The organism is Streptomyces sp. NPDC004838, assembly GCF_053600955.1.
Genome location: NZ_JBSGAW010000013.1, coordinates 79,415 through 101,507 on the forward strand (window position 1 = coordinate 79,415; position 22,093 = coordinate 101,507).

The following is a 22,093-nucleotide window of genomic DNA, read 5'->3' on the forward strand; positions in this document are numbered from 1 at the left end:
GTACGACGAAGGGCTCGGCAGACACCATGAGTTCCCCGACGACGAAGGCCGCCCGCGACGACAGCGGCCTCGTGGAGATGGCCTGGGACCCGATCACCCGGATCGTGGGCAGCCTGGGCATCCATACGAAGATCGACTTCAAGCGGAAGAAGGTCGCGGAGTGTTACAGCACCTCCTCGGTCTTCCGCGGCTACAGCGTCTTCATGCGCGGCAAGGATCCGCGTGACGCGCACTTCATCACCAGCCGGATCTGCGGAATCTGCGGCGACAACCACGCCACCTGCTCGGTGTACACGCAGAACATGGCCTATGGCGTGAAGCCGCCGAACCTCGGCGAGTGGATCATCAACCTGGGCGAGTCGGCGGAGTACATGTTCGACCACAACATCTTCCAGGAGAACCTGGTCGGAGTGGACTACTGCGAGCGGATGGTCCGCGAGACCAATCCCGGTGTGCTCGAACTCGCCGAACGCACCGAGGCCCCGCACGCCGGTGAGCACGGCTACCGCACGATCGCCGACATCATGCGGTCGCTCAACCCGCTCGAAGGCGAGTTCTACCGCGAGGCGCTCCAAGTCAGCCGGTACACACGGGAGATGTTCTGCCTGATGGAGGGGCGCCATGTGCATCCCTCCACCCTCTATCCGGGCGGCGTCGGAACCGTCGCCTCCGTCCAGCTCTTCACGGACTACCTCAGCCGGCTCATGCGGTACGTGGAGTTCATGAAGCGGGTCGTCCCGCTCCACGACGATCTGTTCGACTTCTTCTACGAGGCCCTCCCCGGCTACGAGGAGGTCGGCCGACGTCGCGTCCTGCTCGGCTGCTGGGGCGCGCTCAACGACCCCGAGTACTGCGACTTCACGTACCGCAACATGACGGACTGGGGCCGGCGGATGTTCGTCACGCCCGGCATCATCGTGGACGGCAAGCTGGTCACCAACGATCTCACCGAGATCAACCTCGGCATCCGGATCCTGCTGGGCAGCTCCTACTACCAGGACTGGGAGGGCAAGGAGCAGTTCGTCACGCAGGACCCGCTCGGCAACCCGGTCGACCCGCGCCACCCGTGGAACCAGCACACCATCCCCGCCCCGCAGAAGCGCGACTTCGACGACAAGTACAGCTGGGTGATGTCCCCGCGCTGGTTCGACGGCAAGGAGCATCTGGCGCTGGACACCGGCGGCGGACCCCTCGCCCGGCTCTGGTCCACGGCGCTGTCGGGACTGGTCGACATCGGCTACGTCAAGGCGACCGGTCACAGCGTGGTGATCAACCTGCCCAGGAGCCTGACCAAGCCCGAGACCAGCTTCGAGTGGAAGATCCCGAAGTGGAGCAACGCGCTCGAACGCAACCGCGCGCGCACCTACTTCCAGGCGTACTCCGCCGCCGTCGCCCTGCACTTCGCGGAGAAGGGGCTTGAGGAGGTCCGCGCCGGACGCACCCAGACCTGGGAGAAGTTCGAGGTACCGGACGAAGGGATCGGCGTCGGCTTCACCGAGGCGGTCCGCGGCATCCTCTCGCACCACATGGTGATCAGGGACGGCAAGATCGCCAACTACCATCCGTATCCGCCGACTCCGTGGAACGCCAGCACCCGCGACACGTTCGGCACTCCGGGCCCGTACGAGGACGCCGTCCAGAACACGCCGATCTTCGAGGAGAACACCCCGGACGACTTCAAGGGCATCGACATCATGCGCGCGGTACGCAGCTTCGACCCCTGTCTGCCCTGTGGCGTGCACATGTACGTCGGCGGCGGCAAGACCGTGCGGACGATGCACGTGCCCACCGGTCTGAGCGGAATGGGCGGATGAGCGCCGGGACGACGGCGCTCGACGCCGAACAGGCCGGCCGGCGGGTCGAAGAGGTGCTGGACCGGCTGGCTGCCTCCGGCGACCGGGAGGTCTGCGGGGCGGCCGAGGAACTGGTGCACGCCCTGATGGAGTTCTACGGAGCCGGGCTGGCCCGGATCGTGGCGCTGCTGCTGCGAACCGAGCCCAGGGCGCTGGAACGGCTGCTGTGCGACGAACCGGTGTCGGGGATGCTGGTCCTGCACGATCTGCACCCGGATCCCCTCGAAACCCGGATCGGCCGCGCGCTGGAGCGTCTGCCCGGACGTCCCGTCGAGCTGGTCGGCTTCGAACCGGACACCGGCGTTCTGCGGGTGCGTTCCACTGCCGCGGGCGGCTGCGGCTGTCCCAGTACGAACGAGGCGGCGCGGAAGTCCGTGGAGGAGGCCCTGGCCTGCTTCACCACCGAGGTCAGCTCGGTGGAGCTCGAACCGTCCAGGGCCTCCGGCGAGCCGACGCTGCTTCAGATCTCCTCGCGCCGGGACGCGGTGGACGCGCCGTGAGCGGGCAGCGGGGCGGGGGCGGGGGCGCAAGGGTGGGGGTGGGTTTGGGGGTGGTACCGGGGGGCGGGTTGGGTGCGGGTGCGGGTGCCGTTGTCGGTTTGGGTGGCGGTACGGGTTCGGGCGGCGGTACGGGTTTGGGTGCGCGTTTCGGTGCGGGTTCGGGTTCGGGTGTCGGTTTGGGTGCCGGTGCGGGTACGGGGTCGGGTGCCGGTGCGGGTTCAGGCCGGGCCGCTGGGGCGGGGCCGGGGCGGACCGGGCTGCGGCGGTTCGTGGGGCCGGTGCCGCCCAGGCCCGAGCGATGCGAGCTGTGCGCCGTGGAAGTGCCGCCGGGCGATCACCGCCACCTGGTGGACACCGAGAAGCGCGCGCTGGCCTGTGCCTGCACACCGTGCGCCCTGCTCTTCGACGGGCCGGGAGGCGTGGGCGGACGGTTCAGGGCCGTACCGGACCGGTATCTGACCGACGCCGGGCACGGCCTGGACGACCGTGCGTGGGAGCGGTTGCAGATCCCGGTCGGTGTGGCCTTCCTCTTCCGCAACGCCTCCTTGGACCGCCTGGTCGCGCTCTATCCGAGCCCCGCGGGCGCCACGGAAAGCGAACTGGACCCCACGACCTGGGACGACGTCCTCGGCGCCAGCCCGCTCACCGAACTGCTCCGGCCGGACGTGGAGGCCCTGCTGCTGCGCAAGACGGACGGCGGATACGAGTGCTTCCTGGTGCCGATCGACATCTGTTACGAACTGGTCGGCCGGATGCGGCTGCACTGGCAGGGGTTCGACGGCGGAGCCGAGGCGCGCGCCGACCTGGCGGAGTTCTTCGCACGGGTCGCCCGGCGGGCCCGGCCGGTCGCGGAGGGCGAGCGGGCGGGCGCGCCCGTTCCGGAGAGGGAGCGGTCGGCGCACCTGGTCGCGGAGGGTGAGCGGTCGGCGCACTCGGGCGCGGAGGGGGAGCGGTCATGACGGAGTTTGCGTTCTCCTGCGACGCCGTGCGCGCCGACCGGTACGCGGTCGGTCCCACCCTCGTCTTCCGGCTGCGCATCACGGCGACACCGGGCGTGCGGGTGCACGCCATCGCCCTGCGCTGCCAGATCCGCATCGAGCCGGCCCGCCGCGGCTACGGCCCCTCCGAGGCCGACGGCCTGGCCGATCTCTTCGGCGAGCGGGCCCGCTGGGGCAGCACGATGCTGCCGTTGCAGTTCGCCCAGGTCTCCCTGGTGGTACCGGGGTTCACCGACGAGACGGAAGTGGACCTCCCGGTTCCCTGTACATACGACCTGGACATCGCGGCCACCCGGTACTTCCACGCCCTCGACGAGGGAGAGGTGCCGCTGCTGATGCTCTTCTCCGGTACGGCCTTCACCGGCGCCGGCGGATTCCATGTCGAACCGGTGCCCTGGGACCGCGAAGCCTCGTACCGGATGCCGGTCGCGGTCTGGCGGGAGATGGTCGAGCAGCACTTTCCCGGCTGCGGCTGGCTGAGGCTGCCCCGCGACACCATGGACCGGCTTCTCGCCTTCCGCTCGCGGCGGGCCCTGCCCTCCTGGGACGCGACCGTTCGGGAGCTCTTGCACAGCGCGGGGCCGCCGGGGCTGCCGGAGTCGGGGGAGGTGGGGGAGCCGGGGGAGGCGTCGGCGGGCGTTGAATGCGCTGAGGCCGTGGAGCCCCCTGAGCCCGGTGAGTGTGCTGAGTCCGCTGATCCGGTTGATCCAGGCGGGTCCGCCAGGTCCACCAGGTCCGTCGGGTGCGTCGGGGCTGCCGAGCGCGTGGGCCGTGCCGGGCCCGCCGAGCGACTCCGCGGGCCCGCTCTGACACCCGACAGGACGATCCCGTGACGACATCCGCTCTCCCGCCCGCGTTCGAGGCCCGTTTCGCCGCCGCCCGCAAGGTCGCGGACGCCGTGCTCTTCGAGGGCTATGTGCTGTACCCGTACCGTGCGTCGGCCGCGAAGAACCGGCTGCGCTGGCAGTTCGGCGTGCTCGTACCCCCCGACTGGGGTACGGACAGCGGTGAGCACTCCTTTCAGCGCACCGAGTGCCTGATGGAACCCCGACGCGAGGCGACGCTGCTGGTGGAGCTGCGTTTTCTGCACACCCAGCGGAGGATCGTGCAGGAAGTCCGTGCCGACGGCGGCCATCTGACCGTTCCCCGGCTCGAACTCGCCGACCGGGTCCTCACTCCCTGGGACGAGGGCGTCGAGGAGCGCGTTCAGCTGGCCGTGCCGGTCGATGAGCTGATGGGCCAACCGATCGGTGAACGGGGCGGTGAGCGGGTCGGTGAACCGGAGGGCGAAGGGCTGGAGTTCCCGTTCGCCGTCGCCGCGCGCGATGCCACCGAAACGGTACGGGACGAGGCCGGGCGGCCGGTCGGGCGGCTGCTCCTCCGCCGTGAGGCGGTGAGCGGCCTGATCCGGCTGACGGCGACCGCGCTGCCGGGCCCCTATGCCGTACAGCGCCTCACCGCCGTGGTGGAGAACACCAGCGCCTGGCCCTCCCGCCCGGTGGACGCCGATCGGGAGGCGGCGCTGCCGCGCTCCCTGGTCTCCGCCCACCTGGTGCTCGGCCTCAGCGCCGGGTCCTTCCTCTCCATGGCCGATCCGCCCGAGTGGGCCAGGGCCGCCGCCGCGGAGTGCCGGAACCTGCGCACCTGGCCGGTGCTGGCCGGCGAGGACGGCCGCCCGGATGTGATGCTCTCGTCCCCGATCATCCTGGAGGACCACCCCGCCATCGCTCCGGAGAGCCCCGGCGCGCTCTACGACGCGCTGGAGATCGACGAGATCCTGACGCTGCGGACCTCCGCCCTCACGGATGAGGAGAAGCGCGAGGCCAGAGGAACCGATCCACGGGCCGCCGCCGTGATCGACCTCGCCGACACGATGCCGCCGGAGGTGCTGGAGCGCCTGCACGGTGCCGTACGGTCCCTGCGGGAGATCACCGGAACGACACCGACGCCGACACCGTCGTTCTCGTTGTCGCCGTCGTCGTCACCGCCTCGGCCGAACGACCTGGCGGGCCTTCCCGGCCTTCCCGGCACCGGAGACTCTCCGGACTTTCCGGACTCCGTGGGCTTCGCGGACCGTGCCGAGGAGCCGATGAGGCCGGAGAAGCCCTGGTGGGACCCGGAGAGCGACGGCGGCTTCGACCCCGACCGGGACCGGGTCGTGGTGGACGGGCGGCCGGTGGGCGCGGGCAGCCGTGTCCTGCTCCGTCCGGGGCTGCGCCGTACCGACGCGCAGGATCTCTTTCTGCACGGCCGCAACGCCCTGGTCGAAGCGGTCCTGCACGATGTGGACGGCGGAGTGCACCTCGCCGTCACGGTGGAGGGCGATCCGGGCGCGGACGTCCGGCGGGAGCAGGGCAGATTCCTCTACTTCCGGCCCGACGAGGTCACTCCGCTGCCCGACGGGACTACTGGGCTGTCCGACGGGGTCACTCCGTTGGAGGACGCGTGAACACCCCCGTACAGCCTCGGCGGACCCTGGTGGCCGGAGTCGGCAACATCCTTCTCGGCGACGACGGCTTCGGCGTGGAGACCGTACGCCGACTGACCGCCGAACCCCTGCCGGAGCACGTCGAAGCCGTGGACATCGGGGTACGCGGCGTGCATCTCGCGTACCGACTCCTCGACGGATACGACACCTTCGTGCTGGTCGACGCCACCGCTCGGGGCGGCGACCCCGGAACGCTCTATCTGATCGACGCGAGCGGCCCCGGCACGGCCGGGACCGCGGAGACCGCGACGGGACAGGCACTCCTCGACGGGCACCGGATGTCTCCGGACGCCGTACTCGCGCTGCTCGGCGACCTGTGCGCCGGTACGGGTGGCGCCCCGCCGCGTCGGACGCTGGTCGTGGGCTGCGAACCCGCCTGCGTCGAGGAGGGCATCGGACTCAGCGCCCCGGTCGCGGCGGCGGTGCCGGACGCCGTACGGCTCGTACTGAGCGTGCTCGAAGAATCGCGAGAACCGCGAGAACCCCGGGATCCGGGGGCCACCCAGGAGAGGAACACATCACCATGCTGAAGAAGATCGTCGTTGCCGGGGCCGTGGTGGCCGTCGGTGCGCTCGTGGCGCAGATGCTGCCGGATCTCAGGCGCTACCTGCGGATTCGCGCCATGTGAACCGCCGCCGTCACGGGCTCCGCCGCTGTGTGCCGTCGCTGTGTGCCGTCGCCGTGTGCGCTGACGGCACGGACCTTCTCGGACCTTTTCGGACCGTTTCGGACCGGCGCGGGTCGCCGTGGACCGGTGTGGACCGCCGATCCACCGATCGAGTCACCGCTGTGCGGCCCGGCGGCGTGCCGGTACGGAGCCCACCGGCGTACCGCTGTTAATGGAGCCGGGCCCAACCGACAGCCGGGAAGAGGACGAGGCGATGCACGAGATGTCCATCGCGCTGGCGGTCGTCGGCCAAGTGGAGGACGCGGCGCGGACCGCGGGCGCCACGACCGTACGGTCCGTGCGCCTGCGGGTGGGAGAACTCGCCGGAGTCGTCCCCGACTCACTCGCCTTCTGCTTCGAACTGGCCTGCGCAGGAACGGTTCTGGAAGGCGCGGAACTCATCACCGTACCGGTGCCCGCCCGTGCGCGTTGCGAACCCTGCGCGGACGAGTGGGCGGTCGGGATGCCACCGGACCTGTGCTGTCCGGCCTGTGGCACGGCGACCGCCGAGCTGCTGGCCGGGCGTGAACTCCAGATCGCCGGTGTGCGGTGGGACGAGGGACTCCCGCCCGGATCGGACCAGGGACCCCCGCCCGGATCCAGCCGCTTACCCCAACCCGAGGAGCGCTGAACCATGTGTCGTGTGGCCGATCTGCAACAGGCCGTACTCGCCAAGAACGACGACTGCGCACACCGGTTGCGGGCCGACCTCACGGCCCGGGGCACCACGGTGGTCAATCTGCTCTCCAGCCCCGGCAGCGGGAAGACCGCCCTGCTGGAACAGGAACTGCTGCTGGCCCGTCGGCGTGATGTGCCCGTCGCCGCACTGACCGCCGACCTCGCGACCGAGAACGACGCTGTACGGCTGGCCCGTTCGGGTGTGCCCGTCAAACAGGTGCTCACCGACGGCCTCTGCCATCTGGAGGCGTCGATGCTCGGCCGTCACCTGGACGGCTGGCTGCCCGATGACACCCGGCTGCTCTTCGTCGAGAACGTCGGCAACCTCGTCTGCCCGGCCTCGTACGACCTCGGTGAGACGCTGCGGGTCGTCCTCGCCTCGGTGACCGAGGGCGAGGACAAACCGCTGAAGTATCCGACGGCGTTCGGGCTCGCGCAGCTGGTGGTGGTCACCAAGACCGACATCGCCGACGCGGTCGGCTTCGACGAGGCGGCGTTCCGCGCCAATGTCCAGCGGGTCAATCCCGGCGTCGGGCTGGTGCTGACCTCCGCGCGTACCGGAGCCGGGGCCGGGGCGCTGCTCGACAGGGCGCTCGCGGCAGCGGACGGCGCGCACGTCCACACCCCGGTCATGGCACAACAGCCGCACCAGCCCCATGCGCACGGGTCTCACGCGCATGAGTCCCACGTGAACGGGTCCGATGCGAACGAGTCCCATGCGCACGGGTCTCACGCACACGGGTCTCACATGCACGAGTCCCATGCGCACGAGTCCCATGCGTGTGGAACCCACTCCCACGGGGACGAGCCGCAGCCCGTGGCCCTGCCCCGGTCATGACGGGGCCCGCGCTCTCCCCCCAGCCGGACGCAGGGGCGGATACGGCCGACACGGCGGCCCCGGAGGACACCCGGCGGCGAAGCACCGCGACGACCGCGGCCAAAGAAGTCACCGCGGTCAAAGAAGTCACCGCGGTCAAAGGGGCTGCGGCGGACACGACGGCCATCGCCGACGCCTCCCGTACGGTGCTGCGCCGCCGGGTGACCGTCCGGGGCGTCGTCCAAGGGGTGGGCTTCCGCCCCTTCGTCTACGCGCTCGCGACCCGCCTCGGACTCGTCGGTCATGTCACCAACACCGGCGAGGGCGTGATCGCGGAGGTGGAGGGCGGGGCCGAGGCCGTGATCCGCTTCTGCGAGCGGATCGCGGACGAGGCACCGCCCCTCGCGGTCGTGGACTCCGTCGACCATCGCGAACTGGTCGCCGTGGGCGGTTCCGGCTTCACCATCGTCGCTTCCCGTGGCGACGGTCCCGTCCACACTCTGGTCTCACCCGACATCGCCACCTGCGCCGACTGCCTCGCCGAACTCGGCGACCCCGCAGACCGCCGCTACCGTCACCCCTTCATCGTCTGCACCAATTGCGGCCCCCGCTTCACCGTGGTCACAGGGCTCCCGTACGACCGGGCCCAGACCACTATGGCCCGCTTCCCGATGTGTGCCGTGTGCTCCGCCGAGTACGCGGACCCGGCCGACCGGCGCTTCCACGCCCAGCCCATCGGCTGCCACGACTGCGGTCCGCGCCTGCGCCTGGTGTCACCCGGCGCGACGGAGCCCGGCGACCCCGTCGCCGCGGCCCGGAAGCTGCTGGCCGACGGGGCGGTCATCGCCGTCAAGGGGATCGGCGGCTACCACCTGGCCTGCGACGCGACCAACGCCGAAACCGTCGCCTTGTTGCGGCGGCGCAAGGCCCGCGGAGACAAGCCGTTCGCCCTGATGGCCAAGGACCTCACCGATATCGAGCGCCTCGCGTGCGTCGGCCCCGAGGAACGCGAGCTGCTCACCGGGCCGTTGCGGCCCATCGTCCTGCTACGCCGCCGCCCGGACGCTTCCGTTCGTGCTTCCGGTGACGACTCCGCGGATCCCGGAGACCTCGGAGGTCCCGGAGGTCTCGGTGACCCTGCGGATTTCGTACGGTCCGCGGACTCCGTACGGTCCGCGGATTCCGGACGCGACCGTGCCGCGCCTCCCGGCCGCGAGCGTGCCTCGTCCGTCTGCGACTCTGTCGCACCACGCAGCCCCGACCTCGGGTTCATGCTTCCGTACACACCCCTGCACCACCTTCTGCTGGGGCTGCCCGGCGACCCGCCCGGACCGCGATTGCTCGTCATGACCAGTGGCAATGTCTCCGGCGCGCCGATCGTCACCGACGACGCCGAGGCGCTCGGCCGACTGGCGCACATCGCCGACGCCTGGCTCACCCACGACCGTGCGATCGAGGTGCCCTGCGACGACTCGGTCGTACGCGTCTGCGACGGGGAGCTGCTGACGATCCGGCGCTCCCGTGGCTATGCCCCGCTGCCCGTACCGCTGCCGGTCGCGGTCAACCCCTCGCTCGCCGTGGGCGGAGACCTCAAGAACGCCTTCTGCCTCGCCGAGGGGCGGCGGGCCTGGCTGTCGGCGCACATCGGCGACATGGACGATCTGGCCACCCAGCACGCCTTCGAACGGGCCGAGCGACAGCTGGAGTCGATCACCTCGGTACGACCCGAGCTGCTGGCCGCCGACCTCCATCCGGGCTACCGCTCCGGGCAGTGGGCCGGGCGTCGGACCGGCCGCCGGCCACTGGTCCGGGTGCAGCACCATCACGCCCATATCGCCGCGGCGATGGCCGAACACGGCCTCGACGGCACTCACCGGGTCATCGGGATCGCCTTCGACGGCACCGGATACGGCGACGACGGAGCCGTATGGGGCGGAGAGATCCTGCTGGCGGGCTACGACGGCTACCGCCGCTTCGGCCGGCTCGGCTACGTACCACTGCCCGGCGGGGACGCGGCCGTACAGCGTCCCTACCGGATGGCGCTGGCGCATCTGCGGGCCGCGGGCATCGACTGGACGGACGATCTGCCGTGCGTGGCGGCCTGCCCCGCCGAGGAACGACGTCTGCTGGCCAGGCAGTTGGAGCTGGGCCTCAACTGCGTGCCGACATCGAGCATGGGGCGGCTGTTCGACGCGGTGTCCTCCGTCGCCGGGGTGTGTCAGCTGGCCGGTTACGAGGCGCAGGCCGCGATCGAACTCGAAGCCGCCGCGCTGCTCGCCGCTCCTGGAGCCGTCGCACCGCTCGTCTCTTCCGAAGACGCGTCTGCCTCTGCCTCCGCTTCTGTCTCCGCTTCTGCCCTTGCCCCTGCTCCGGACGGCGGTCCGCACCCTGCCCCGGCCCGGTACCGGTTCGCACTCCGGGAGGGCACCGCTCCGGACGCCGAGCTGATCGCCGACCCCGCGCCGGTGCTGGCCGCCGTCGTCGCCGACGTGGGGGCGGGAACCGAACCGCCCCGGATCGCGGCACGGTTCCACACGGCCGTCACCGCGCTGGTACGCGACGGTTGCGCACTGGCGCGCGAGAGGCACGGGCTGGAGACGGTCGCCCTGACGGGCGGGGTGTTCGCCAACACCCTGCTCTCCTCGGCCTGCGCCACCGCGCTGCGCGCGGACGGGTTCACCGTCCTGCGCCACCACCGTGTGCCGCCCAACGATGGAGGGTTGGCACTCGGCCAGATCATGATCGCCGCCCGGTCGGTGAACGGGCCGGTGAACGGGCCGGTGAACGGGCCGGTGAACGGGCCGGTGAACGGTCCGGCGGGCTGAGTCGGCGACCGGCGTGAAGAGTCGCAAAGAGTCCGGGAACAGGCCGCGGCAGACCGGGCACAGGCCACCGACACGCCGCCGACAGACCACGAACGGACCGAGCACAGACCGAGCACAGGCCACGAACGGACCGAGCACAGACCGCGGACAGACCGAGTGCGGATCGCGAACAGGCCGATCGCACCCCACCCCACGACGGCCCCACAGTGAGGAGATTCCCCATGTGCCTGGCGGTACCCGGCAGAGTGCTGGAGATCGAGGAACGGGACGGCACCCGCATGGCCAGCGTCGACTTCGGCGGTGTCGTCAAAGAGGTGTGCCTGGAGTATCTGCCCGACCTTCAGGTCGGAGAGTACGCCATCGTCCATGTGGGGTTCGCGCTACAGCGCCTGGACGAGGAGTCCGCCAAGCAGACCCTTGAACTCTTCGCCACCCTCGGTCTGCTCCAGGAGGAGTTCGGCGACCCCTGGGAGCAGGCGGCGGAGGCGAGTGGTCATCCCTGGACCGACGACAGCGGTGCAGCGGCGCCGCAGGAGGCACGGCAGTGAAGTACATCGACGAATTCCAGGACCCGGAGCTGGCCCGGCGTCTGCTCGACGAGATCCACTCCACGGTGACCAGGCCGTGGGCGCTGATGGAGGTGTGCGGCGGACAGACCCACACCATCATCCGGCACGGAATCGACCAACTGCTCCCGGACCGGATCGAGTTGATCCACGGTCCGGGCTGCCCGGTCTGCGTCACCCCGCTGGAGATGATCGACAAGGCCCTGGAGATCGCGGCCCGCCCGGAGGTGATCTTCTGCTCCTTCGGGGACATGCTGCGCGTGCCCGGCACCGACCGGGACCTGTTCCGGGTGCGCAGCGAGGGCGGTGACGTACGGGTCGTGTACTCGCCGCTGGACGCCCTGAAGATCGCCCAGCAGAACCCGGAGCGGCAGGTGGTGTTCTTCGGCATCGGGTTCGAGACCACCGCCCCGCCCAATGCCATGACGGTGTATCAGGCCCGTAAGCTCGGCATCCGCAACTTCAGCATGCTGGTCTCGCACGTACGGGTGCCTCCCGCGATCGAGGCCGTCATGCAGTCACCGGACTGCCGCGTACAGGGGTTCCTGGCGGCAGGGCACGTATGCAGTGTGATGGGCGTCGAAGAGTATCCGCGGCTCGCCGAGCGGTACCGGGTTCCCATCGTCGTCACCGGGTTCGAGCCACTGGACATCCTGGAGGGCGTACGCCGTACCGTGCTGCAACTGGAACGCGGCGAGCACACCGTCGACAACGCCTACCCGCGCGCGGTGCGCGCCGAGGGCAACCCGGCCGCCCGGACCATGCTGGCGGATGTCTTCGAGGTCGGCGACCGGGCCTGGCGCGGTATCGGCGTGATCCCCGACAGCGGCTGGAGACTGGCCCCCCGCTACCGTGAGTTCGATGCGGAGCACCGCTTCTCCGTCACGGACATCCACACCCTCGAACCGGCCGCCTGCCGATCCGGCGAAGTCCTTCAGGGCCTGATCAAGCCGCACGAGTGCGAGGTGTTCGGAACCACCTGCACCCCTCGCAATCCGCTCGGCGCCACCATGGTCTCCACCGAGGGCGCGTGCGCCGCGTACTACCTCTACCGGCGGCTCGACACCGCTTCCGAGCGTCTGGAGGCGAGCCCCGTTGCCTGAGACCACCGAAGTGTCGTCCCCACGCGCCGCAGGCGTCAGCGCGGCCGGAACTGTCGACGCGGCCGGGAACGGGACCGTCGGCAAGGCCGGAACTGTCAACGCGACCGCGACCGCGACCGCGACTGTCGGCAAGGCCGGAACCGTCAACGCGACCGGGACTGGGACCGTCCCCGACATGCTGTCCTGGACATGCCCGGCACCGCTGCGCGATCAGCCCCGTGTGGTGATGGGCCACGGCGGTGGCGGCGCGCTCTCCGCCGAACTCGTCCAGCACATTTTCGCGCCGGCTTACGGCGGCGAGGTCCTCGGACAGCTCGGCGACGCCGCCGCCGTCTCGCTCGGCGGCGTCCGGCTGGCCTTCTCCACCGACTCCTACGTCGTACGGCCGCTGTTCTTCCCCGGCGGCAGCATCGGCGACCTGGCCGTCAACGGCACCGTCAACGACCTTGCCATGAGCGGCGCCAGAGCCGCCTTTCTCTCCTGCGGCTTCATCTTGGAGGAGGGCGTCCCGATGCCGGTCGTCGCGCAGGTCGCCGAGGCGCTGGGAGCCGCCGCGCGCGCCGCCGGCGTCGAGATCGTCACCGGTGACACCAAGGTCGTCGAGGCCGGGCACGGAGACGGCGTCTACATCAACACCGCGGGCATCGGCCTCATCCCGGAGGGCGTCGATCTGCGCCCTCAGCGGGTCGTGCCCGGTGATGTGGTGATCGTCAGCGGTGAGATCGGCGTTCACGGTGTGGCGGTCATGAGCGTCCGCGAGGGCCTTGAGTTCGATGTGGAGATCGAGAGCGACTGTGCTCCGCTCGGCGGCCTGGTGGACGCCATGCTCGCGGTCACCCCCGATCTGCACGTCCTGCGCGACCCTACCCGTGGCGGCCTGGCCGCCGCCCTCAACGAGATCGCGACGGCCAGCGGCACGGGCGTCGTGATCCAGGAGCGCGGTGTTCCCGTACCGCCCACGGTCGCCAACGCGTGCGCCATCCTCGGGCTCGACCCGATGTACGTCGCCAACGAGGGCAAACTCGTCGCGTTCGTCCCCCGTGCCCACGCCGATGCCGTCCTCGCGGCGATGCGCGCCCACCCCCTGGGCGCGGAGGCCCGCGTGATCGGCGAGACGGTGACGGACCACCCCGGAATGGTCGTGGCCCGCACGGGCCTGGGCGGCACTCGCGTCGTCGATCTGCCGATCGGGGAGCAACTGCCCAGGATCTGCTGAGGGATGAGAGAAGACGGAGGGCCGGGGGCCGGGAATCGTGGTTGCGCCCGTTTTCCGGCTTTCCCGGCTTCCCTGACCTTCCCGCCTTCCCGCGCCTTCCCCGGCCTTCGCCCGCCTTCCCCCGGCCTTCCCGCTTTCGGGTTTCCGGGTTCCGGGTTCCGGCTCTCCTGCTCAACGGCTCTGACCCGGCTCACCGGTGTGGTGCGATGTGCACCGGACGGGCGGGGAATGCGCGGGAGCGGTCACGTGCGCGTCGTCTTCCGCCGAGCCGAAACCCCCTCGGCCGCTGACACAGGCGGCTGTTACTGTCCCGCTCATCGTGGGGGGCCATGCCGGGGGATTCTCACAGGGCCGGTGACCTGTCACTGTGTCCCCTTCATGCACACAGCAGCTAACAGCAGGTAGCTGGAGGAATTTTGAGAAGTAACGTTCACCCTCGGCGTGCGACCGTACGCCGGTTGCTTGGCGCATCGCTCGTCCCCGTACTGGCGCTGGGCGCCGTCGGCACGGGTGTGGTCGGTGCCTCCTCGGTCGCCGTGGCGGCGCCCGGTGACGTGGCCGGGCCGTGGAGCAGTCCGACGGCGCTGACGGGAACGACGGACATCGTGAATGTCATCGATGTGCGGACCGCGGCCGACGGCACTGTCGTGGCCGCGATGTACCGGGAGCTCGCCGGAACCTCCAACCTGGAGCTACGCGTGGCCGTGCGGCCGGCGAACAGCGCCACCTGGGGACAGCCGACGGTGCTCGACACCATGTATATGGGGCGGGAGAGCGTTCAACTGCTGCCCGCGCCGAACGGTTCCGTCCACCTGACATGGATACGGCCGGGGGGTCCGTCGGGGGCGGGGAACACCGTCCGTACGTCGACACTGGAAGCAGGGGCCACGAACTGGTCCGCAACGGTTGACATCGCCGAGGGCCCGAATCTGCGCTCCGCGTTTCTGGCGATCGGCCCGTCGGGCAGGATGGCGGCGACGTGGAGCCAGGGATCCGGCCGGGCCACCCAGATCTTCGTCTCCGAGCGCGATGACTCGATCGGCACCTGGTCAACGGCCCAGCGCTTGGACGACACGCCTGCCGAGACGCTCGAAGGCGGTTCGCAAATCCTCATTGCGGCGGATGGATCGCTGACGGTCGTCTGGAGCGAGAACGGCCCCGATCATCAAGCTGTCATCGCTGTCGACAAGGCGCCCGGCACCTCCCGGTGGAGTGCCCCCCGCCGACTGTCGGCGCCCTCGTCCTGGGCCGGCGATGCCCGGGTCGGCACAGGTTCGGACGGCAGGGCCGTGCTCGTGTGGATCGCCTCCGAGGCTGGAGGCGGTCCCACCGTGATGGAGGCGGTCGTCCGCCCGGCCGGCAGCACGCAGTGGGGTCCGATCGAGGCCGTCGGGCCGGTCGACAGCCCGGTCACCACACAGCCTCTCGTCGCCCCGAACGGCGAGGTCACCCTTGTCTGGGTCGGTTTCATGCCGAGCGGAGGGTACGCCACCCTCACCTCCACCCGCTCCGCCGCGGGCGCCTGGTCCGCCGTTCGGACGCTCTCGACGGAGTACGTCCCCGAGCAGTTCGACGCGGAGATCGGCCCCGACGGCACGGTCCACGCGGGCTGGGTGCAGAACGCCGCGCCGGGCTCGGACTCCGGCAGGATCTTCCGGCACGCCGCCCGCGTCAACGGCGTCTGGACCGCGCCGACGACGCTCAGCAGAAAGCCGTCGAGCGTGGCCATCGGCCAGGTCGCCGGTGGTCCCCAGGGCCGTACCACCGCGGTGTGGCACGAGTCGACCGGGGACTTCATCGGTCAGCTGTGGACGGCCGGGACCGGGCTGACCAAGCCCGAACCGCCGGTCGTGCCCGCCGTCCGCCGTGACTATGTCGGCGCCGGCGGTTTCGTGGACCTCTTCGCGCGGACGTCCTCGGGGGCGCTCACCGTCTACCAGGGCAACGCCTCGCGTGTCTTCTCCGCCAAGGCCCCAGGCGGCACTTGGCCCACCACCTCGACGTTGATTCCGTTCGGTGACCTGAACGCCGACGGCGTCAACGACGTCCTGGTGCGCGACAGCGTCGGCGGACTGCGCGCCTACTATCCCGAGAAGGGGAAAGCGGTCACCCCGACCAGCCGCTCCGCGGTGGTGGGTTCGGGCTGGACCGGCTTCAACGCCTTTGTGGTGTCCGGCGACTTCACCGGCGACGGGCGTACGGACCTGGTGGCCCGCCAGACGTCCACCGGTGATCTCTATCTGTATGCGGGCAACAGCAAGGGCGGGCTGACCAGAACCGGTCGTATCGGCACCAAGTGGAAGCCCATGACGATCGTCGGCGCCGGTGATCTGAACGGAGACAAGCGCGCGGACCTGCTGGCCAGGGACGCGGCGGGCGTGCTGTGGCGGTACTACGGCAACGGCAAGGGCGGTATCGGAGCGGGTGCCAAGGCCGGTTCCGGCTGGAACGGCTTCACCGCGATCGTCGGTGTCGGGGACCTGACCAAGGACGGCAAGGACGATTTGGTCGGCCGGGACGCCGCGGGCACCCTGTGGCGTTACGACGGCACCGGCGCCGGAAGGTTCAGCGGTGCGGTGAAGATCGGAATCGGCTGGAACGGCTTCGCCACGCTGAGCTAGCCGATGGGCCGACGACCCAACGGGCGAACGAGCTGACAAGCCGACGACCCGACGGGCCGACGGGCGGACGAGCTGACGCCCGTCCGCAGACAGGGCCGTGATGCTTCGTCACGCAGGACGAAGCGCCGCGTTGCCGAGGTGCGCACCCCTTCGCGGGCGCGCACCTCGGCCGTTTCCGCCCGACGCGGCAGACAGGCCCCGCCGCGAGGGGGGATACGCGGCGGGGCCTGATACGCGGGTGCCCGGTTGAGGCTCGGGTATGCCGCGTGGGCGGAGACTCCTGGGCCTTGACGCCGGGGAGCGGCAGGATCGCGAGGTCGGCCGTCGTCACCGGCCGCCGCCCGTTGCCGTCCTGGCGGTGGGCCTGCGGCCAGGCGGTCGGGGGAGCTTGCTGAGCCGGTTCGGTGCGGTTGGCCGCCATGTCGTCCGACCTGTCCGGTCTGTCCGACCCGTCCGGTGGGCCAGGTGCGCCCGGTGTGCCTGATGTGGCGGGGGTGGGGTGGTGACTGCCGATGTCCCCTCCCCACCCTCTCTCGGATCGATCGCGGAGAGTGCGTACGCCCGCACGCGCCCCCGCGACATCAGCTTTCGAACGTTTCTTCGAAATTGGTCTATCGTGAGGTAGGAGGAGTTCGCGAGGGTCGAATCGACTGGAGGCGACTGGAGGGAACGTTGTGGCTGGTGAGAGGAGGTGCGTATGTCGTTTACGCATCTCCGTACGGCCTCCGGGTACTCCCTCCGCTACGGAGCCAGCCATATCGAGGATCTGGCGGAGAGAGCCGCGGAGCGGGGCCTCGACGCGCTCGCGCTGAGTGACCGCGACAGCCTCGCGGGCGCGGTGCGTCACGCCAAGGCATGTGCCAGGGCCGGGGTCCGGCCGCTGTTCGGGGCCGATCTCGCCGTGCCTGCCGTGCCTGTGCCCGTGTATCGGACCGGGTACGGGACCGGCTCCGAGCGCGACGGGCAGCGCGACGAACGGCATGACGGACAGCGCGACGGATGGCATGACGGGCACCGCGACGGACGCCCCGGCGGACAGCGAGACGGGTGGCCCGACGGACACAGCGGACGCGGCGGACGCGGCAGGCCCGGTGCCGCGCCCGTCGGCGGCACCGGCCGTGCCCGTACCCCGGCGAAGGGCGGCCCCTTCGTGGTGGAGGCCCCTCAGCGGGCGACCGTGCTGGCGCGGTCGGCGGCCGGCTGGGCCCGGCTGTGCCATCTGGTGTCGGCCGCCGCCGCGGACGGGATCACCTGGGGCGATCTGGAGCACGCGGCGGTCGGCGAGGAGCTGTTCGTGCTGCTCGGGGCTGACTCCGAGATCGGGCAGGCGCTGGCCCGGGGACGGCCGGACCGGGCGGTGCGGCTGCTGGAGCCGTGGCGGGAGCTGTTCGGCGAGGCGCTGCGGCTGGAGGTCGTCTGCCATGACCGGCCGGGGACCGGGCCGGGGTCGCTGCGGCTGGCCGCGCGGCTGCTCGGATTCGCGGCCGAGCAGCAGGTCACGGCGGTGCTGACCAACGCGGTCCGGTACGCGGACCCCGGTCAGGGCGAGATCGCGGACATCCTCGACTCGGCGCGGCTGCTGGTGCCGGTCGACGCCCGTGACGCCGTGCTGCTGGACGGTGGTGAACGGTGGCTGAAGGACGCCGGAAGCATGGAGCGGATCGCCGAGCGGATCGCCGAGGCGGCCGGGCGCTCCACCGGAGAGGCGCGGCGGCTGCTGGCGGCGACCGAGGAGACGGCGGCGGCCTGTGTGGTCGATCCGGCCGAGGCGTTCGGGCTGGGGCGGCTGCATCTGCCGGAGCCGCATCTGATCGGCGCGACGCAGGAGACGGCGGACCGGGAACTGGCCGCCCGGTGCGCGGGCGCGATGATGCACCGGGGCTACCACCGCGACCCGAAGCGCTGGGACCGGCTGGAGAGCGAACTGCGGATCATCGCCGGACGCGGGCTCGCCGGGTACTTCCTGACCATGGCGGAGATCGTGGAGGTCACCCGGGGTCTGGGAGTACGGGTGACGGCCCGCGGCTCCGGCGTGGGCTCGCTGGTGGTGCATCTGCTGGACATGAGCCCGGTCGACCCGGTCGCGCACAACCTGGTGATGGAACGTTTCCTCTCCTCGTACCGCACCGCCATGCCCGATATCGACCTGGATGTGGAGAGCGCGCGGCGGGTGGAGGTCTATCAGGCAGTGCTGAAACGTTTCGGCACTGAGCGGGTGGCGACCCTCGCCGTATACGAGACCTATCGGGCGCGCGGTGCGATCGAGGCCGTGGCGCGGGCGCGCGGCATCGAGCCCGAAGAGGCCCGACGGCTGGCCAAGAGCTTCCCGCAGATCAGGGCGGAGGACGTCCGCGCGTCCCTGCGGGAGCTGCCGGAGCTGAAGGGGATCGCCGGTGAGGACCACGGACGGCTGTGGACGCTGGTGGAGGCGCTCGACGGGCTGCCGCACGGGATGGCGATGCACCCCTGTGGCCTGCTGATCTCCGACGCCGGGCTGCTGGACCGTACACCCGTGGTGCCCACCACCGTCGACGGCATCTCCATGGCGCAGTTCGACAAGGAGGACGTGGAGGACACCGGACACATCAAGGCGGACCTCATCGGCGTACGGATGCAGTCCGCGCTCGCGCACGCCGTCGCCGAGATCGAGCGCGCCACGGGCGAACGGCTCGACATCGACGACCCCGCGCAGGTGCCGCTGGACGACGCGGCCACCTACCGGCTCATCCAGTCGGCGCAGACCATGGGCTGCTTCCAGATCGAGAGTCCGGGCCAGCGGGATCTGGTCCGCAGGCTGAAGCCGGAGTCGATCGACGACATCACGCTGGACATCAGCCTGTTCCGGCCGGGGCCGGTCGCCGCGAACATGATCGATCCGCTCATCTCCGTACGCGACGGGCGTACGCCGGTCCGCTACCCGCACCGGGATCTGGAGCCGATCCTGGCCGAGACCGGCGGTCAGGTCGTCTTCCACGAGCAGGTCATCCGGATCATCGAGAGGATGACCGGCTGCGACCTCGGGCAGGCCGACGAGGCGCGCCGGGCGCTCTCGGACCGGGACCGGCAGGGGCGGCTGCGGGCCTGGTTCGCCGACCAGGCGCGGCGGCGCGGCTATACGGCGGCGGTCGTACGGGAGGTGTGGGCCGTGCTCGAGGGCTTTGGGGCGTACGGGTTCTGCAAAGGGCACGGCGCGGCCTTCGCCCGGCCCACGTACCAGTCCGCGTGGCTGAAGCAGCACCGTGACGCGGCCTTCTACGCCGGGCTGCTCACCCACGATCCGGGGATGTACCACAAGCGGGTGTTCGTCGCGGACGCCCGCCGCCGGGGAGTGCCGATGCTGCTTCCGGACGTCAATCGGTCCCACTCCGACTCCAGAATCGAACTGGTATCCGGAAGGTGGGGGGTGCGGATCGGATTCGCGCATGTACGGGGCATCAGCGAGGCGGAGACAGGGCGCATCACCGTCGGGCAGCCGTATGTCTCGCTTCAGGACTTCTGGCAGCGCGCCCGGCCCAGCAGACCGACCGCCGATCGCCTGGCCAGGGTCGGCGCGCTGGACTGCCTGAGTGCGGGTCCGGGCGCGGGTTCGGGTTCCCATGAGGGTTCGGGGGCGGGCTCGGGCTCGGGTACGCACGCGGGTTCGGGGGCGGGGCGGCGGGATCTGCTGCTGGAGATCGCCGAGCTGCACCGGCAGGGCCGGGCGTCCCTGGACTCCGGTCAGCTCCCCTTGAGCGGAGGCGACGGCGACGGCGGCGACGGCGTCGGCAAGGGCGGGGGCGGCAAGGGCGGGGGCGGCTGGGGCGGTCTCGACGACGGCCCAGGAGGCGGTGGTGCCACCAGCGGTACCGGCCGGGGCACCGGCCACGGCGGCAGCCGGGGTGGCGACGACAGAGCCGACAACCGAAGAGGCGACGACAGAGGCGACAACCGAAGCGACGACGACAACAGAGCCGACAACCGAAGAGGCGACAACCGAGGCGACGACGACAACCGAGGCGACGACAGCGGCCGGGAATCCGTCACGGGACTGCCCGCCATGGACGCATGGGACCAACTGGCCGCCGAACTCGACGTGCTCGACATGGACGTCACCCGCCATCTCCTCGATGACCATCTGGCCCTGCTCACCGATATCGGCGCCACGCCCGCCGCCCGGCTCGACCGGCTGCCGAACGGCGCCACCGTCCTGGTCGCCGGGGTGAAGACCGCCACGCAGACCCCGCCGATACGCGGCGGACGCCGGGTCATCTTCGCGACCCTCGACGACCCCACCGGCCTGTCCGACCTGGCCTTCTTCGAGGACAGTCACGACCGGTGCGCCTCGACCGTCTTCCACAGCGCCCTGCTCCTGGTACGCGGTACGGTCAGCCGCCCCCGGAACAGACCGCGCAGCCTGAGCGTCACCGGGCTCGCCGCGTGGGACCTCGCCGAGCTGATCGACCTCTACCGCGACGGCGGAGCCTCTGCCGTCGCCGACCGGCTCACGCGCCCCGACCCGGCGGGACGGGGAGCGTCCCGCAAGGGCCGGACGCTCACCGAGCCCACCGGTTACGTCATGAACGCATGGGCCGATCTCCGGCCGCCCGGCGTCCCGCTGGTCGGCGGTCGCACCCTCCACCACGCCAGCCGGGGGAGTGCGGGATGATCCTCTACCTCCACTTCGCCCCCTCTCGTGCCGGCCTCTCCCGACCCGGAGCCTCTCGCACCGGAGCCTCTCGCCCCGGTATTCGAGCCGAGCAGGACTACCGCCCGCTCCTCGGCCTGCTGGGCGAGATCACCCCGGTCGTCCAGGCCGTGCCGCCCGACGCGGCGCTCGCCGACGTCTCCGGCGCCCGCCGCTACTTCCGGCGGGACGCGGGCGACCTCGCCGCCCTCGTCCGGATGCGTGCCGCCGCCGTGTACGGCGTCGACTGCACCATCGGCGTCGGCCCCAATCCGCTGCTCGCCCGGATCGCCGCGCAGTCGGGCCCGCCCGGCGCGATCCGCACCGCGCCCACGGACCCGGACGCGATCGCCGCGTATCTCGCCCCTCTGCCCGTCGCCGCGCTGCCCGGTGTCGGGCCCGCCACCGTACGCACCCTCGCCCCCTACGGCCTCCACACCATCGGCGACATCGGCCGCCTCCCACCCCTCACCCTCCAGCGCATCCTCGGCGCGCCCACCGGACGCCGGCTCCAGCAGTACGCCCACGGCATCGACCCGACCCCGGTCACCCCCACCGCGCCACCCCGCGCCCTCACCGCCACCCATGACTTCGGCCGGGACGAACTCAACCCCGAGCAGCACCACCGCGCCCTTCTCGCGGGAGCCGAGGAACTCGGCTGGCGGCTCCGGAGCGAGGGACAGGTCGCCCGTGTGCTCGTCCTCGCCGTCGGTTACGCCGATCGGTCCGTGACCACCCGCTCCCGTACGCTGCCCGAGCCGACCGCGCACTCGCCGGCGCTCGCGGACGCGGCGTACCGGCTCCACTCGGCGCTGGCGCTCCAGCGGGCCCGCGTCCGGAGCATCACGCTCCGGGCGGAGGACATCGGCCCCGCCGACCTCGCCACCCACCAGCTGTCGTTCGACCCGGTCGATGACGCGGCCCGCAGGATCGAGGCCGCCGCGGACCGGGCCCGCGCCAGGTTCGGACCGGCGGCGGTCCGCCCTGCCGCGCTGGCCGGACCGCCGGGGCCGCACTGAGCGGGCCGGGGGCGGAGGAGGGTGGCTCGGTGAGACCCGCACGCCTCCGGAAGAGTGCCGGACCGTGCTGACACGCATC

At 71.2% G+C, this 22,093-nt stretch carries 15 protein-coding genes and 1 pseudogene; all 16 read left to right on the top strand.

Annotation, left to right across the window (positions count from 1 at the left end; genetic code table 11):
- The first annotated feature begins 26 nt into the window (after positions 1-26).
- The 16 genes and pseudogenes from ACWEFL_RS17025 (at position 27) to ACWEFL_RS17100 (ending at position 22,014) form a co-directional block, all read left to right on the top strand.
- Positions 27-1,814 carry a nickel-dependent hydrogenase large subunit gene (locus ACWEFL_RS17025; RefSeq protein ID WP_451712784.1) on the top strand — a complete coding sequence of 596 codons (1,788 nt, stop codon included), beginning with the start codon at positions 27-29 and terminating at the stop codon, positions 1,812-1,814.
- Positions 1,811-2,353 (top strand): hypothetical protein, encoded by a 543-nt coding sequence (locus tag ACWEFL_RS17030; RefSeq protein WP_451712786.1) that lies wholly within the window; start codon positions 1,811-1,813, stop codon positions 2,351-2,353. The genes ACWEFL_RS17025 and ACWEFL_RS17030 overlap by 4 nt, the downstream gene beginning before the upstream one ends.
- A gap of 257 nt (positions 2,354-2,610) precedes the next feature.
- Positions 2,611-3,312 carry a DUF5947 family protein gene (locus ACWEFL_RS17035; protein ID WP_451713032.1) on the top strand — a complete coding sequence of 234 codons (702 nt, stop codon included), beginning with the start codon at positions 2,611-2,613 and terminating at the stop codon, positions 3,310-3,312.
- A pseudogene (locus ACWEFL_RS17040) lies at positions 3,309-3,938 on the top strand (DUF6084 family protein); the annotation flags it as partial. The gene ACWEFL_RS17035 and the pseudogene ACWEFL_RS17040, both read left to right, overlap by 4 nt.
- Before the next feature lie 242 nt (positions 3,939-4,180).
- A complete protein-coding gene (locus ACWEFL_RS17045) occupies positions 4,181-5,800 on the top strand; it encodes a hypothetical protein (RefSeq protein ID WP_451712789.1) in 1,620 nt (539 codons plus the stop codon).
- The gene (locus ACWEFL_RS17050; protein ID WP_451712792.1) at positions 5,797-6,369 is read left to right on the top strand and encodes a hydrogenase maturation protease; all 573 of its coding nucleotides are present in this window, start codon (positions 5,797-5,799) and stop codon (positions 6,367-6,369) included. The genes ACWEFL_RS17045 and ACWEFL_RS17050 overlap by 4 nt, the downstream gene beginning before the upstream one ends.
- On the top strand, positions 6,363-6,467 hold the full coding sequence (locus tag ACWEFL_RS17055; protein ID WP_451712795.1) for a DUF6893 family small protein: 105 nt from the start codon (positions 6,363-6,365) through the stop codon (positions 6,465-6,467). The genes ACWEFL_RS17050 and ACWEFL_RS17055 overlap by 7 nt, the downstream gene beginning before the upstream one ends.
- Positions 6,468-6,720: 253 nt before the next feature.
- Positions 6,721-7,137: a hydrogenase maturation nickel metallochaperone HypA gene (gene hypA / locus ACWEFL_RS17060; protein ID WP_451712798.1), complete on the top strand. Its 417-nt coding sequence runs from the start codon at positions 6,721-6,723 to the stop codon at positions 7,135-7,137.
- Positions 7,138-7,140: 3 nt separating this feature from the next.
- Positions 7,141-8,022: a hydrogenase nickel incorporation protein HypB gene (gene hypB / locus ACWEFL_RS17065; RefSeq protein WP_451712800.1), complete on the top strand. Its 882-nt coding sequence runs from the start codon at positions 7,141-7,143 to the stop codon at positions 8,020-8,022.
- Positions 8,019-10,826: a carbamoyltransferase HypF gene (locus tag ACWEFL_RS17070; protein ID WP_451712801.1), complete on the top strand. Its 2,808-nt coding sequence runs from the start codon at positions 8,019-8,021 to the stop codon at positions 10,824-10,826. The genes hypB and ACWEFL_RS17070 overlap by 4 nt, the downstream gene beginning before the upstream one ends.
- Positions 10,827-11,047: 221 nt before the next feature.
- The gene (locus ACWEFL_RS17075) at positions 11,048-11,374 is read left to right on the top strand and encodes a HypC/HybG/HupF family hydrogenase formation chaperone (RefSeq protein WP_451712804.1); all 327 of its coding nucleotides are present in this window, start codon (positions 11,048-11,050) and stop codon (positions 11,372-11,374) included.
- Positions 11,371-12,495, top strand: a complete 1,125-nt coding sequence (gene hypD, locus ACWEFL_RS17080) for a hydrogenase formation protein HypD (RefSeq protein WP_451712807.1) — start codon at positions 11,371-11,373, stop codon at positions 12,493-12,495. The genes ACWEFL_RS17075 and hypD overlap by 4 nt, the downstream gene beginning before the upstream one ends.
- Before the next feature lie 175 nt (positions 12,496-12,670).
- Positions 12,671-13,711: a hydrogenase expression/formation protein HypE gene (gene hypE / locus ACWEFL_RS17085; RefSeq protein ID WP_451713034.1), complete on the top strand. Its 1,041-nt coding sequence runs from the start codon at positions 12,671-12,673 to the stop codon at positions 13,709-13,711.
- Between the two features lie 458 nt (positions 13,712-14,169).
- A complete protein-coding gene (locus tag ACWEFL_RS17090; RefSeq protein ID WP_451712809.1) occupies positions 14,170-16,332 on the top strand; it encodes an FG-GAP repeat domain-containing protein in 2,163 nt (720 codons plus the stop codon).
- A 697-nt stretch (positions 16,333-17,029) separates the two neighbouring features.
- Positions 17,030-20,977: a PHP domain-containing protein gene (locus ACWEFL_RS17095; protein WP_451712812.1), complete on the top strand. Its 3,948-nt coding sequence runs from the start codon at positions 17,030-17,032 to the stop codon at positions 20,975-20,977.
- Entirely contained in the window at positions 20,974-22,014 is a 1,041-nt protein-coding gene (locus ACWEFL_RS17100; protein WP_451712814.1) for a DNA polymerase Y family protein, read from the top strand. Before ACWEFL_RS17095 ends, ACWEFL_RS17100 begins: the two co-directional genes overlap by 4 nt.
- The last annotated feature ends 79 nt before the right edge of the window (positions 22,015-22,093 follow it).